Origin of the sequence: Streptomyces sp. NPDC085944, assembly GCF_040686295.1 — a bacterium.
Lineage (GTDB): Bacteria > Actinomycetota > Actinomycetes > Streptomycetales > Streptomycetaceae > Streptomyces > Streptomyces salinarius.
On sequence record NZ_JBFBJX010000002.1, the window covers coordinates 274,244 to 287,000 of the forward strand.

Annotated in this window: 14 protein-coding genes; 6 read left to right on the forward strand and 8 right to left on the reverse strand. The window is 74.4% G+C overall.

The features are described from left to right. Positions 1–4 precede the first annotated feature (4 nt). Positions 5–859 (reverse strand): SDR family NAD(P)-dependent oxidoreductase, encoded by an 855-nt coding sequence (locus AB0P07_RS04940; RefSeq protein WP_365545185.1) that lies wholly within the window; start codon positions 857–859, stop codon positions 5–7. Positions 860–1,120: 261 nt separating this feature from the next. Here AB0P07_RS04940 and AB0P07_RS04945 point away from each other — a divergent pair, with 261 nt between their 5' ends. The 3 genes from AB0P07_RS04945 to AB0P07_RS04955 all read left to right on the forward strand — a co-directional run bounded on the left by AB0P07_RS04945 (position 1,121) and on the right by AB0P07_RS04955 (position 3,239). Next, on the forward strand, positions 1,121–2,212 hold the full coding sequence (locus tag AB0P07_RS04945) for a galactosyldiacylglycerol synthase (RefSeq protein ID WP_365545851.1): 1,092 nt from the start codon (positions 1,121–1,123) through the stop codon (positions 2,210–2,212). Between the two features lie 92 nt (positions 2,213–2,304). Then, on the forward strand, positions 2,305–2,718 hold the full coding sequence (locus AB0P07_RS04950; protein WP_365545188.1) for a DUF2267 domain-containing protein: 414 nt from the start codon (positions 2,305–2,307) through the stop codon (positions 2,716–2,718). A gap of 26 nt (positions 2,719–2,744) precedes the next feature. Continuing rightward, positions 2,745–3,239, forward strand: a complete 495-nt coding sequence (locus AB0P07_RS04955) for a DUF1360 domain-containing protein (RefSeq protein ID WP_365545190.1) — start codon at positions 2,745–2,747, stop codon at positions 3,237–3,239. A 115-nt stretch (positions 3,240–3,354) separates the two neighbouring features. Here the strand turns inward: AB0P07_RS04955 and AB0P07_RS04960 are convergent, their stop codons facing one another. Further along, a complete protein-coding gene (locus AB0P07_RS04960; RefSeq protein ID WP_365545193.1) occupies positions 3,355–3,762 on the reverse strand; it encodes a DUF5997 family protein in 408 nt (135 codons plus the stop codon). Positions 3,763–3,820: 58 nt separating this feature from the next. Here AB0P07_RS04960 and AB0P07_RS04965 point away from each other — a divergent pair, with 58 nt between their 5' ends. Next, the gene (locus AB0P07_RS04965) at positions 3,821–4,639 is read left to right on the forward strand and encodes a LysR substrate-binding domain-containing protein (protein ID WP_365545196.1); all 819 of its coding nucleotides are present in this window, start codon (positions 3,821–3,823) and stop codon (positions 4,637–4,639) included. Between the two features lie 21 nt (positions 4,640–4,660). Here the strand turns inward: AB0P07_RS04965 and AB0P07_RS04970 are convergent, their stop codons facing one another. The 3 genes from AB0P07_RS04970 to AB0P07_RS04980 all read right to left on the reverse strand — a co-directional run bounded on the left by AB0P07_RS04970 (position 4,661) and on the right by AB0P07_RS04980 (position 6,698). Next, a complete protein-coding gene (locus tag AB0P07_RS04970; RefSeq protein ID WP_365545199.1) occupies positions 4,661–5,401 on the reverse strand; it encodes a DUF4142 domain-containing protein in 741 nt (246 codons plus the stop codon). 98 nt (positions 5,402–5,499) lie between these two features. Beyond that, positions 5,500–6,192, reverse strand: a complete 693-nt coding sequence (locus AB0P07_RS04975) for an HAD family phosphatase (protein WP_365545854.1) — start codon at positions 6,190–6,192, stop codon at positions 5,500–5,502. A gap of 29 nt (positions 6,193–6,221) precedes the next feature. Then, positions 6,222–6,698 carry an Lrp/AsnC family transcriptional regulator gene (locus tag AB0P07_RS04980; RefSeq protein WP_365545202.1) on the reverse strand — a complete coding sequence of 159 codons (477 nt, stop codon included), beginning with the start codon at positions 6,696–6,698 and terminating at the stop codon, positions 6,222–6,224. A gap of 226 nt (positions 6,699–6,924) precedes the next feature. On the opposite strand from AB0P07_RS04980, the gene AB0P07_RS04985 reads away from it, so the two are divergent. Both AB0P07_RS04985 and AB0P07_RS04990 read left to right on the forward strand, forming a co-directional pair. Beyond that, positions 6,925–8,406, forward strand: a complete 1,482-nt coding sequence (locus AB0P07_RS04985; protein WP_365545204.1) for an FUSC family protein — start codon at positions 6,925–6,927, stop codon at positions 8,404–8,406. 210 nt (positions 8,407–8,616) lie between these two features. Beyond that, on the forward strand, positions 8,617–9,654 hold the full coding sequence (locus tag AB0P07_RS04990; RefSeq protein WP_365545207.1) for a lactonase family protein: 1,038 nt from the start codon (positions 8,617–8,619) through the stop codon (positions 9,652–9,654). Between the two features lie 304 nt (positions 9,655–9,958). Here the strand turns inward: AB0P07_RS04990 and AB0P07_RS04995 are convergent, their stop codons facing one another. The 3 genes from AB0P07_RS04995 to AB0P07_RS05005 all read right to left on the reverse strand — a co-directional run bounded on the left by AB0P07_RS04995 (position 9,959) and on the right by AB0P07_RS05005 (position 12,690). Continuing rightward, entirely contained in the window at positions 9,959–10,885 is a 927-nt protein-coding gene (locus tag AB0P07_RS04995; protein ID WP_365545210.1) for a hypothetical protein, read from the reverse strand. A gap of 138 nt (positions 10,886–11,023) precedes the next feature. Then, entirely contained in the window at positions 11,024–12,016 is a 993-nt protein-coding gene (locus AB0P07_RS05000; RefSeq protein WP_365545213.1) for a BadF/BadG/BcrA/BcrD ATPase family protein, read from the reverse strand. Beyond that, positions 12,013–12,690 carry a uracil-DNA glycosylase gene (locus AB0P07_RS05005; RefSeq protein ID WP_365545216.1) on the reverse strand — a complete coding sequence of 226 codons (678 nt, stop codon included), beginning with the start codon at positions 12,688–12,690 and terminating at the stop codon, positions 12,013–12,015. The genes AB0P07_RS05000 and AB0P07_RS05005 overlap by 4 nt, the downstream gene beginning before the upstream one ends. Positions 12,691–12,757 lie beyond the last annotated feature (67 nt).

Here is a 12,757-nt window from a genome sequence, read left to right on the forward strand (position 1 = left end):
CCGGTCATCCGAACCGTGCGGCCAGCCGCCGGTAGAGTCCCGGAGCCGCACCCCGCACCCGGCACGGCAGCCGCAGCCACGAGGGCACGTACACCTCGTCCCGGTCCCGCAGCACCGCACTGCGCACCGCGTCGGCCACCTGCTCGGGAGGTACCGGACGCGGCCTGGACCGCCGGTAGGGGGTGCCGCGGCGCTCGAAGAACGGGGTGTCGACGACACCCGGCACCACATGGGTGACCCGCACGCCGGTGCCCCGCAGTTCGTAGCGCAGCGAGTCGGCGAAGGCGCCGATCGCGGCCTTGGCAGCGGAGTACACGGCTTCGTCGCGCACCGCGACACTGCCCGCCAGCGAGCCGATGAGCACCACCCGACCCGAGCCCGCCGCCACCATCCCGGGCAGCAGCAGCCGCACCAGGCGCAACGTGGCCAGCACGTTGATGTCGAGGACCTCGTCGATGCGGTGCGGGGGCATGTCCAGGAACTCCCCGGCCCAACCCACGCCGGCCCCGGCCACCAGCAGGTCCACCGGGCCCGACGTGGCCGTCGTGAAGTCGGTGAGCTGCCGGTCGGCACCGGGAAGGGTGAGATCCGCCGCGAAGGCGGTGGCCGAGGTGTCGTCGGCCACCTGACGGAGCCGGACCGGGTCGCGTCCCGTGAGCACCAGCCGCCAGTCGTCCTCGTCACCGAGCCGACGGGCCACGGCCGCGCCGATGCCGGAGGACGCCCCGGTCACCAGCGCCGTACGGGTCCGCGGGTCCCGGATCCCGACGGGCCGTCGCCGGGGCCTCGCGTCGTCCGCGTCGGGGGCGACGACCTGCGGTCCCGCGACGGAGCGGGGGCGGGAGAACGCATGGACCATGAGGACCACCTTGGCTCGGGGCGGGCACCGCGAAGCGGCCGACCGGGCGGTCGGGCTTCGCCGTCCGGCCGGACGGGCGGTCACGGAGTATCCCTGGCGGCTTGTCCGAAACGCCCTTGTGCGGATATGTGGCGTTGTTTGGAACCCGCGGTGTCGGCAACCTGGTCCGCTGTGCATCCACGCAGCTCGTCAGAGCCCCGTCACTCCGGTGTCCCGCGCGGTCCGCGGGACGGCAGGAACCTGCTGGTGATCAGCGCGAGCATGGGCGCCGGCCACGACACGGTCGCCGCCGAACTGGTCCGCCGGGCGCGCGAGCGCGGCGACGCCGCCCAGATCGTCGACGTCCTCGCCCTTCTGCCGTTCGGCCTGGGCACGGTGCTCCGGTGCTGCTACCGCGGATCGGTACGGCACTTCCCCTGGGCGTACGCCGCCGTGTACCGCCTCTTCCTGCGGCCCGGCGCCGGACGCCGCCCCAGCGGGACGCCCCTGGCCCGGCTCGCCGGGGGCAGACTGCGCGAGCTGGCCGAGCGCACGGGGGCGGACGTCGTCGTGCCCGTCTTCCACCTGGGCGCCCAGCTGACCGGTCACCTGAGGGAGCGCGGACTGCTGCCCGTGCCCGCTGTCGTCCTGGTGATCGACTTCGAGACGCACCGGCAGTGGCTCCATCCCGGCAACGACCACTGCCTGTGCCTCACCGAAGACGCGGCACGCACGGTGCGGTCGAGTACCGGCACGCCGGCGGGTGTGTGCGCTCCCGTCGTGGCGCCGGAGTTCTCCGCCGGCCCTCCCGACGCGCCGGGCGCCGCCGAGTGGCGGGACATGTTCGGCCGGCTCGGCCCCGGCCGGCCCGCCGTGGTGCTGTCCGCCGGCGCCTGGGGCGTCGGCTCGCACCTGGACACCACGGTCCGGCTTCTGGCGGGCCACGGCTTCCTCCCCGTCGTGCTCTGCGGCGGCAACCGGCGGCTGCGTCACAGGCTTTCCGGCACACCGGGTGTTCTCGCCCTGGGCTGGGTGACGGACATGCCCGGCCTGCTCCACGCCGCCCGGGCACTCGTCGACAACGCGGCCGGACAGACCGCCGTACAGGCGCTCGCGGCCGGACTGCCGGTCGTGGGTCACCGTCCGATCCCCGGCCACGGCGCCGACGGCGTCCGGCGGATGGCCGCGCTCGGCGTGTCCGAGGTCGCCGAGGACGAGGCCGCGCTGCTGGACGCGTTGCGCCGGCTCACCGCACCGGGCCCGGCCCGCGAGCAGCGGATCGCCGCCGGACGTGCGCTGTTCACCCGGAGCGCGGACGCCCTGACCCGGGTGACCGACGTCGCCGACGCCGCCCGTGCGCGCACGGCACGCTGAGAGCGCGCGTAGGACGGGGCGCCCCGCCCGTTTTCCCCTCCCGCCCCGGGGCACCCGGCCCGGAGCGCGAACCGGCACAAGGAGGCGACGCCGTGCGGCTCGACGAGTTCCTGACCCGGGTCCGCGACCGCGGCGAGTTCCACAGCGACGACGAGGCCGAGCAGGTCACCAGAGCCGTTCTGTGGGTGATCGCGTCCCGCGTCGCTCCGGAGGAGGCCGCCGGCCTGGCAGCCGAGTTGCCCGCACCGCTGGACGACGCGCTCCGCCCCGAACGCGGGCGCCCCGAGTCCTTCGGCCGTGCGGAGTTCCTGCGGCGGGTGGCCCAGCAGACCGGCGCCCGGCCGCGCACCGCCGAGTGGGACGCGGGTGCCGTGCTGGCCACCCTCGCCGAAGCGGTGCCCCGTGAACGGGTCGACCGCCTGCTGGCCCACCTGCCCGCGGACTGCGCCGACCTCTTCGGCGGCCCGGTGTCCCACGGGGAGCGGCCCACCCGAGCGCCCCACTGAGACCGAGGAAGACCGAGGAGACACCCATGGCGGACGACGTCGACCAGCGCTACGCCGACGAGGAGGAGACGCCCCTGGCCGGGTACGCGACACTCGCGGCCACCTTCGCGGCGAGTGCCGTTGCGTTCGCGGTCACGGCCCGGCGCCGTGGGGTCCGGCTGCCCGACACCGTCCCCGCCTGGGACGTGGCCCTGCTCGGCACGGCGACGTTCAAGGCCTCCCGGCTGCTGACCAAGGACAAGGTCACCAGCTTCCTGCGGGCGCCCTTCACCAGCCGGCAGGGCGAGGGCAACGCCAACGAGGTGATGGACGCCGGGCGAGGCACGGGTCTGCGGCGTGCGATCGGGGACCTGGTCTCCTGCCCGTTCTGCACCTCCGCCTGGGTGGCCGGCGGGCTCGTCGGCACCTACGCCGTCGCGCCCCGGGCGGGGAGGCTGCTGAGCGCGGGCCTCAGCGCGGTCGTGGTGTCGGACTGGTTGCAGTACGCGTGGAGCCTGACGGCCCAGAGGGCCGAGGAATGAGCGGTGCCGCACGAGTGGTGCCCGGGGCCCGGAGGCGCCGAGACACACTCGGAGCGACCGCCGCGCCGGGCGGGGCCGGGGAGCGGGCGGCCCGGTCCCCGCGCCGGGCGGCCGGTCAGTCGCGCTGGGCGTCTTCGGCCCGCTCTGCCCGCTCGGCGTGCAGCTTCTTCACGCGGGCCGCCTCCTTGCGCACGTCCGCCTGGACGGCCTGCTCCCGCTCCAGCCACTCCGGGCGCTCCTGCTTCAGCGCGTCGATCTGCGCCGTGGTGAGCGGCTCGGCGACCCCGCCCCGGTGCAGGCCCGCGATCGAGACGCCCAGCTTGGCCGCGACCACCGGCCGCGGGTGCGGACCGTCGCGCCGCAGCTCGCGCAGCCACGCGGGCGGATCGGCCTGGAGCGCGTTCAGCTCGGCACGCGTGACGACGCCCTCCCGGAACTCGGCGGGTGTGGCTTCGAGGTACACACCCAGCTTCTTCGCCGCGGTCGCGGGCTTCATGGTCTGGGTGTTCTGGTGCGACGTCATGCCGTCAAGGGTATCGATCGTGTGAGTGGCTCCCGACCACGCCCGGTAACCTGGCCGGGTGACAGGCTCGGAAGCTCCCCCCTCGTTCCGGCTCGTGTACGTCCCGGGGGTGACGCCCGACAAATGGGTGCGCATCTGGAACGAGCGGCTGCCGGACGTCCCTCTCGCCCTGGCCCAGGTCCCGGCCGCCGGGGCCGGACGCGTGCTGCTGGACGGCGACGCCGACGCCGGACTGGTGCGGCTGCCCGTCGACCGGACCCTGCTCAGCGCCATTCCCCTCTATACCGAGATGACGGTCGTGCTGATCCCCAGGGACCACCTCGTCACCGCGGCCGACGAGGTGACCGTCGAGGATCTCGCCGACGAGATCGTGCTGCACCCCCTGGACGACGTCCTCGGCTGGGACCGGCCGCCGGGCAGGCCCGCGCTGGAGCGTCCGGCCACCACCGCGGACGCCGTGGAGCTCGTGGCGGCCGGGATCGGCGTTCTGCTCGTGCCCCTGTCGCTGGCCCGGCTGCACCACCGCAAGGACCTCACGTACCGCACGGTCACGGACGCCCCGGAATCGAGCGTGGCCCTGTCCTGGCCCGAGGCCGCGCACACGGACCACGTCGAGGACTTCATCGGCATCGTCCGGGGCCGGACCGTCAACAGCACCCGGGGCCGGCAACCCGAACCCGCGCGCTCCGGGGACGGGCGCGGGGAAGCGGGCGGCTCCGGGCGCCGCAAAGCGGCAGGCGGCGGCGGGACGGGCGGGAAGACCGGCGGTCAGCAGACCGGCGGCGTCGCCCGGCGCGGCCCCGGCGGCAACCGCCGGGGTGGTAGCGCGGGCAAGGGCAAGGGTGGGGGGCGCGGCGGCCGGCCCCGGCACCGCTGACCCCGCCGACGGGGCGAACCGTCAGCGCACCGTCGGACTCGGCGTCGGCGCCGACGTGTTGACCTCGAGGCCGGGCGGCGCGGTGAGCGAGAGCACCGGTTCGCCCGGCTGCGGAGCCGGCGGAGTGAGCTGCACCTTGGGCAGGTTCGGCGGGGCGGTCTGCTGGAAGTTGACCTGGTCGAAATTGACCAGCCCGGTCTTCTCCAGCACGGTGATGTGGTCGAGCACGGTGTCGTTGGCCTGGTCGGCGAGCTGCCGCACCAGGGAGTTCTTGGTGTTGGCGCGGATCTTGGCGATGGCCGGGAAGATCTGGCCGTGCGTGATCCGCATGATGTTGACCGCCGTGGTGTCGAACTGCTTGCCCGTGGTCCCGTCCACGGTCGACACGAACTGCTGCTGTTGCGGCGAGGCCAGGTTGGGCAGGGTGATGCCCAGCTCCGGCGCGATCCTGCGGCAGGTGGCGTCGAGCTGGGAGTGGCCGACGACCAGGTGCTCGCCGGCCTCCCTCATCTCCGGTGTCGTCCCCCGTTCCATGGCCATCAGCCCCAGCGGATGCTCCCAGAGTCCCGCGGCACGTACCTTCACCACGAAGTCCCGGTCCTGTTCGGTGAGTGGCCCGTACCGCGTGTTGGTGACGACCCGGGCCTGGTCGCTTCCCGCGTTCTGCACCCCGAGCATGGTCGGGTAGGCGAGCGCGGTGAGAGTGAGGACCAGGGCACCGGCCACGAAGGCGGTCCCTGCCGTGGCGCGCGTGATGCGCATCGTGCCTCCCGGGACGAAGACAGGCTCGGACGCCAGGAGGTACGGATACGGGCGGTGTTCTGATCACCGTCTCGGGCAGTTGCTCAATTCTTTTTCCCTCACGTTCCTGCCGATCGCACCAGCCAGTCGTGAGCCAGCCGCGCGGTGAACTCCCCCTGGCCCCCGCGCAGGAGCAGCTCCGCGGTGGCGAACTCCGGGGCGTCGGCCTGGTCCGCAACGTACGGGATCGCGATGCAGCGCATCCCCGCCGCATGCGCGGCGGCGGCCCCCGGAGCGGCGTCCTCCAGGACCACGCAGCGGGCCGGTCGTGCCCCCAGCCGGCGGGCCGCCTCCAGGAACACGTCGGGGGCGGGCTTGCCCCGCGCCACCTCGTCGGCCGAGACGACCGTGCGCAGGTGCGCGTCCAGGCCGGTGCGGGCGAGGATCGTCCCGATCGCCTCGGGCGACGATCCCGACGCCACTGCCATCGGTACCCCTTCACCCGCCAGCAGCTCGACGAACTTCCGCATCTCGGGGTACGCGCGGGCCGAGCTGCGGGCGAGCGCCAGGTAGTGGCGGTTCTTGACGGCGAGCAGCTCCTCGACCGTGGCCCGCAGTCCGTACCGCCGCTTCCAGTCGGCGACCGTCTCGCGGGTGCTGATGCCCACGTACGTCTGGTGGTCGGCCCACGTGAAGTCCGGGACGCCGTACGCGTCGAGGGCGCGCCGGCCCGCTTCGTAGTAGTTGGGCTCGCTGTCCACGAGCGTTCCGTCGAGATCGAAGACGACCGAGATGCCGCCGAGTGCGCCCATGCTGCTCATGGGGTCCAGAATGCCAAGGGTCACCTGCGGGCCGAGCGCCCGATCGACTCCACGAGCGGCAGCAGCCGGTGCGGCACCCGCTCGCGCAGCGCCACCTCGCTGCGGGTGCGGACCACGCCGGGCAGGCTGATCAGCTTCTGCACCACGTCCTCCAGGTGCGCATTGTCACGCGCGACGACGCGGGTCAGCAGGTCCCCGCCGCCCGTGATCGAGAAGGCCTCGACGATCTCCGGCACTTCCGCCAGCGCCTCGCCCACCTCGTCCAGATGGCCCTGGGTGACCTCGATGTGCACGAACGCGAGCACCGGGTGGCCCAGGGCGGCGGGGGACAGGGAGGGGGCGGTGCCGGTGATCACGCCGTCGCGCTCCAGGCGGTCCAGCCGGGCCTGGAGCGTGCCCCGGGCGATCCCGAGGAGCCGGGCGTACTCGCGCACGCTGGTGCGCGGCTGCTCCAGCAGCAGCCGCAGGATGCGGGTGTCGAGCTCGTCGACGGCCATCGCGGCTCCGGCCCCCTTCGGTCGGCAAGTCGGCCATTGGCCCGTCCATGGCTGTGGAAAAGTCGTGATCACTGTACCAATGGACCAGTCTCTCAGCGACCTGTTGAGCCACTGGCGGTGGAGATGCTCCTATAGACGTGTCGATGGCGCTGCGGACTCCGCGGCGCCTTTTGCATGCGACGACTTCCGGGCCAGTGGGCGTGAGTGAGCGAGGGGGCGGTAATCAGTGCTGAAGAAGGTGTTCGTGAGCCCGGACCCGGGACGGTCCCGGCTGCGGTTCGCCGCCCGGGCCGTCCTCGGCATCGGGCTGGCCGTCGTGGTGTGCGGGCTGGCCGGTACCTCCCTGGTGGGCGCGATCATCGGCGGCCTCGCCGCCCTGCTCGCGCTGTTCACCGTCACCGACGCCACCGTGCGCGGCCAGGCTCTCACCACCGCACTGCTGCCGGTGGCCGGACTGCCCGTGCTCACCGTCGCCGCGGCGCTGCACGACCTCCCCGTGGCCCGGGACCTCACGTTCCTCGCCGTCGTCGGCGCCGGCGTGTACGCGCGCCGCTGGGGGCCGCGCGGGCACAGCCTGGGCGTCTTCGCCTTCATGACCTTCTTCATCGCCCAGTTCCTGCACGCGACCACGGACCGGCTGCCCGAGATGTACGCCGCCGTCCTGCTGTCCGTGGCCACCTCGGCGGGGGTGCGGTTCGGCCTGTGGTGCTACGAGCGCCGCCGGTCCGCGCCCGCGGTCCCCGCGCCGCCCGGTCTGGCCCGCATCACCACCCGCCAGGCCGTGCAGGCCACCGCGGGCGCCGGCTTCGCCCTGGTCGTGGGCCAGCTGGTGTCGGGCGACCGCTGGTACTGGGCCGTCGGCGCCACCTGGTGGGTCTTCGTCAACACCACCTCGCGCGGCGAGACGCTGGTGCGCGGCTTCCGCCGGGTCCTCGGCACGGTCGTCGGCATCGGCCTGGGCTTCCTGATCGCGGTGCCGGTGGCCGGTTCGCCGGCGCCCACCGCCGTCCTCGCCGCAGCCTGCGTGTTCGGCATCTTCTACACCGCCGCGGTCTCCTACACCTGGATGATGCTCTGCGTGACCCTGCTCGCCGAGCTGCTCTACGGCCTCCTGGGCGTCCTCAGCCCCGGCCTGCTCGCCCTGCGGATCGCCGAGACCGGCGTGGGCGCGCTCGGCGCCGCGCTCGCCGTGCTCTTCGTCCTGCCCGTCACCACGCACGCCGTCACCGACGTCTGGATCCAGCGCGCGCTGCGCTGCGTGCACGCCTGCACCGCCGAGGCCGCCGCACGCCTCGCCGGGGCCGAGGGCGCCGACCCGACGCCGCGCGTGGCCGAGCTGGAGCAGCTGCTCGGCCGGGTACGGCTGTCGGTCGCCCCGCTCGTGCACCCGCTGAGCCCGATGTACGGCCGCAGGCGGCGGGCCCGCCGGGTCCTCGACCTGCTCGACGACTGCGCCCGCGAGATCCGCGGCCTGGTCGCCGTCGCCGCCGACCCCGAGGCCTCGCACGACGCCCGGCTGGCCGCCGCCTGCTGGCGTGTCGAGGCCGCGGTCGAGGCACTCACCGGCGGGGGCTCGGTCCCCGCCCACGCGGGCGGGCCCCCCGCCGCCGAACCCGCGTTGGCCCACCTCCACGGCCTGGAACACGCCCTCGCCGAACTCGCCGCGCCCCTGCGCAGCCCTTCCGGTTCGCGACTGGCCGGCGCCTGACCCGGCCACACCGTCTCCCACCGCGACACCCGTTTGGTCTAGACCGAACCTGATCGACTGCTACCGTCGCTCCCGGCGACGATCAGTCGGTTCGGGCGAGCCGGGCGATCGGTTCGGCCGACCGGGCCGGCACCGCACACGACGCCCGGGCCGGCCCTGGACGCGGCGCACAACGGAGCGGGCAGAGGAAGCGGGACGAGAGGGGCAGCGGTGGCGGACGGCGGCAGGCGGCAGCGGCGGGCATACATCGGATCGTTCACGGCGGCCGGCGGGCCCGGGATCCTGACGGCGACCGTCGCCCCCGACAGCGGCGCCCTCACGGTCGTGAGCGGCACGGACGGCCTGGCCGACCCCTCCTACCTGGCCCTCGCTCCCGACGGGAACACGCTCTACGCCGTCAGCGAGACGGCCGAGGGCGCGGTGGCGGCCTATCGCGTGAGTGGCGGGAGGCCCGAACCCGCCGGGCGCCCGGTGCCCGTGGAGGGCGACGGACCGACCCACCTGAGTCTGTACGCGGGGCACGTGCTGACCGCCAACTACGGCTCCGGCACCGTCACCGCCGTGCCGGTCCGCGCCGACGGCACCCTCGCCCGGACCGCGTCCGGCGTCCTGCGGCACACCGGCTCCGGCCCGCACGCCCAGCGCCAGCAGGGACCGCACGCCCACCAGGTGCGGCCCGACCCCAGCGGGCGGTGGGCCGTGAGTGCGGACCTGGGCACCGACTCGGTGCGGGTCTGCACCCTCGTGGACGGTGCCCCCGCAGTGCACCGGGAGATCGCGCTGCGGCCGGGTTCGGGACCGCGGCACCTGGCCTTTCACCCGGACGGGTCCCACGTCTACGTCGTGAACGAACTGGCGCCCACCGTCACCGTCTGCCACTGGGACGCCGCCGACGGTACCCTCAAGCCGCTCACCGAGGTGCCGGTGCTGCCGGGCGCCCCGGCGGGCGACGCCTACCCGTCCGGCATCGCCGTCTCGCCCGACGGCCGCTTCGTGTGGACGGCCACCCGCGGCGAGGACGTCCTGTCCGTGTTCGTCGTGGAGCCGGACGGACTGCGCCTGGCCGCCACCGTGCCCTGCGGCGGCCACTGGCCCCGCGACATCACCGTCTCCCACGGCTTCCTGTACGCGGCCAACGAACGCTCCGGAAACGTGACCTGGTTCGCCCTGGATCCCACCACAGGCATCCCCCGCCGTACAGGCTCCCTCGACGTCCCGGCTGCCTCCTGCGTGATCCTCACCCCGTAACCCCCGGACCGCCGCGGCCCCGCCCTGCCCGTCCCGGCTGCGGGCAGCCGCCGCCCCGCCCCACCCGTTCCAGCTGCGGACAGTCGTGCCGCTGGGGCGGCACGGGTGGGCGCTGGGGGGCACCTCCCAGGCCGTTCAGACATCGGGGGAGGCACCCCGCGGGCGCCGGGCGCGCGACCCACCCCCGGTCCACCGGCAGGCAGGGCGCGTCCACGACCGGCGGCCCCGCAACGCCGAAGGGGGCCGCTCCTCCACCGGAGCGGCCCCCTTCACAAGCGCCTGAAAACGCAAGCGCACGCGCCGTTCACCGAACCGGCGCCCCCTGCACCTGCTGCGGCGAGATCCCGAGCGCCGACGTGTACTTGGCCAGCGCCAGCTTGCCGATCGCCGGGTACGGACCGAGCGGCTCGGCGGTGGAGCAGCCCGCTTCCTTGGCCGCCTCCTCCAGCACGGACGCCTCGATCTCCGGCCCGATCAGATACGGGGCGAGCGCCAGCTGCTGGGAGCCCGAGGAACGCAGCTGCTCGGCCACGGAGGCGATCGAGCCCTCCTCGTCCAGCGCCGCCGCGATCACCGGGACGGCGAGGCGCGCGGCGAGCAGCATGCCGGTGATCCCGGCCGCCTGGACGGCCTCGTCACCGCCGACCGAAGCCAGGATGATGCCGTCCGCGGCGGTCGCCACGGTGAACAGGCGGGCACGGTCGGCACGGGCGAGACCGGCCTCGGAGAGCCGCACGTGCAGCGCCTCGGCGAGCAGTGGATGCGGTCCGAGCACATCGGTCAGCTCGGCCGCGATCCTGCTGTCCATGACGGCCTGCCGGATCCGGCGCAGCAGGGCGTTGTCCGGGCCGGCGAGCAGCGGCACGACGACCGCGACGGGGCCCTCGGGCTCCTTCACGTCCAGGCCGGCCATGCGTGCCTGCTCGAAGCGGGCGGTGCGCTCCTCGGCGGCGCGCACGAGCACGCTGGTCAGGGACGGGAACTCGGCGTCGTCGTCCCCGTCGAGGTGACCGACCCGGGCGTCGAGCCCGGGCAGCTCGGAACGGGCGATGCTGATGACCTCGTCGGCGAGGCTACGGGTGGCGCTGCTGGGCGTCCCCGGCACCGCGAGGACGAGCGCCGGCGCGCCCTCGGGAGCCACCAGAGGTTCGGGACGGCGGTGCCGTCCGGGCTGGCGGGGGCGCGGCATTCGTACTGGCAGGCCGGACGCGGGCCCAGTGGGGGAGCTCATGGCGCCGCATGTTACTGGTTTCCGGGGTTTCCCTGTTCGGGGAGGGTGCAGGTGAGCGGTATCCGTCCGGTTTTGTCTGATGAGTGATGTACGGATCGGCCGACATCGGCACGATTCACCTCGTCGGGCGACCACTTCTCAGCCGCTCGGCAGGCTCGTCACCCGCAGCATCCTCTCGTCGCTCGGAAGGGTGAGCGAGCCGGTCGCCAGGTCGGTCGCGAGCCGGACCGAGCCGTCGAGCGGGTCACCCTCGGCGGACGTCCGCCGCGCCTGCGGCAGCCGCTTCGCCAGTTCCTCTCCCAGGGGTACGAGAAGCGGATCGCCCATGTGCAGCAGTCCGCCGGTGACCGCGACCCGGGGCTCGCCGCCGGCCGGGCAGACGGCCGCGGCCGAGTCGGCCATGTGCCGCGCGGCGGCACGCAGGATTCCTGCGGCGACAGGGTCGTCGGCCGCGCACGCGGCCACCTCGGGCGCGAAGGAGGCGAGAACGGCGGGACGGTCGGAGCGCGGATACACCTGCCCCGGCAGTCCCGCCGCCGGACCGAAGCACTCCTCGGCCCGGGCCAGCAGTGGCGCCGAGCCGCCCTCCCGCCCGTCGTGAGCGCGCAGCGCCGCCTCGAGACCGGCCCGCCCGATCCAGGCGCCGCTGCCGCAGTCGCCCAGCAGATGTCCCCAGCCGTCCGCCCGGCGCCAGCGGGCCAGATCGGTGCCGACGGCGATCAGGCCGGTGCCGGCGGCCACCACCGCCCCGGCCCGCGGACCCAGGGCGCCCACGTACGCGGTGACGGCGTCGGCGGCCAGCGCGACCGTCCGTACGCCCAGCTCCCGGGCCAGCGCGTCCGGCAGTTCGGCGCGCAGCGCGTCGCCCAGCGTGGCCAGCCCGGCGGCCCCGACGACGACGGTGTCGAGCCGGGCCACCCCGGTCTCCTCGGCCAACGACCGGGCCATGGGCAGAAGTTGCCCCAGGAGATGCCCGGGGTCGATCCCGCGCGGGCCGGTACGGACGGGTTCCCCCGAGACACGCCGGCCTTGCGGGCCGGGCGGACCGGATCCGTCGCCGACGGCGGTGCCGACGACGACGCGCAGCCCCGAGCCGCCCGAGTCCACGGCCAGGAAGCCGGCGCCGCTCACGGCAGACGCCAGTCGACCGGCTGACCTCCCAGACGCATCAGCAGGTCGTTGGCCCGGCTGAATGGACGTGAGCCGAAGAAGCCCCGGTCGGCCGACATCGGCGAGGGGTGCGCGGACTCCACGGCCGGCAGGTCACCGAGCAGCGGCCGCAGATTGCGCGCGTCGCGGCCCCAGAGGATGGACACCATCGGCTTGCCGCGCGCCGCCAGCGCCCGTATCGCCTGCTCGGTGACCTCCTCCCAGCCCTTGCCGCGGTGGGCCGCGGGCTTGCGCGGGGCCGTGGTGAGCGCCCTGTTGAGCAGCAGCACGCCCTGCTGGGTCCAGGGCGTCAGGTCCCCGTTGGACGGGTGCGGCAGGTTCAGGTCGGTGTTCAGCTCCCGGAAGATGTTGACCAGGCTGCCCGGCAGCGGGCGCACCTCGGGCGCGACGGAGAACGACAGCCCCACCGCGTGCCCCGGGGTGGGATACGGGTCCTGTCCGACGATCAGGACCCGTACGTCGTCGAAGGGCTGTTGGAAGGCCCGCAGGACGTTCGCCCCGGCCGGGAGGTAGGTGCGCCCCGCGGCGATCTCCGCGCGCAGGAACTCACCCATCGCGGTGATCCGTCCGGCGACGGGTTCCAGGGCCTTCGCCCAGCCCGCTTCGACGATTTCATTCAAGGGTCGTGGTGCCACGGGCGTCACCCTACTGCCGTACGGGTGACGCCGATCAACCGGTGGCCAAGGCCGGTCCCCCCGGTCC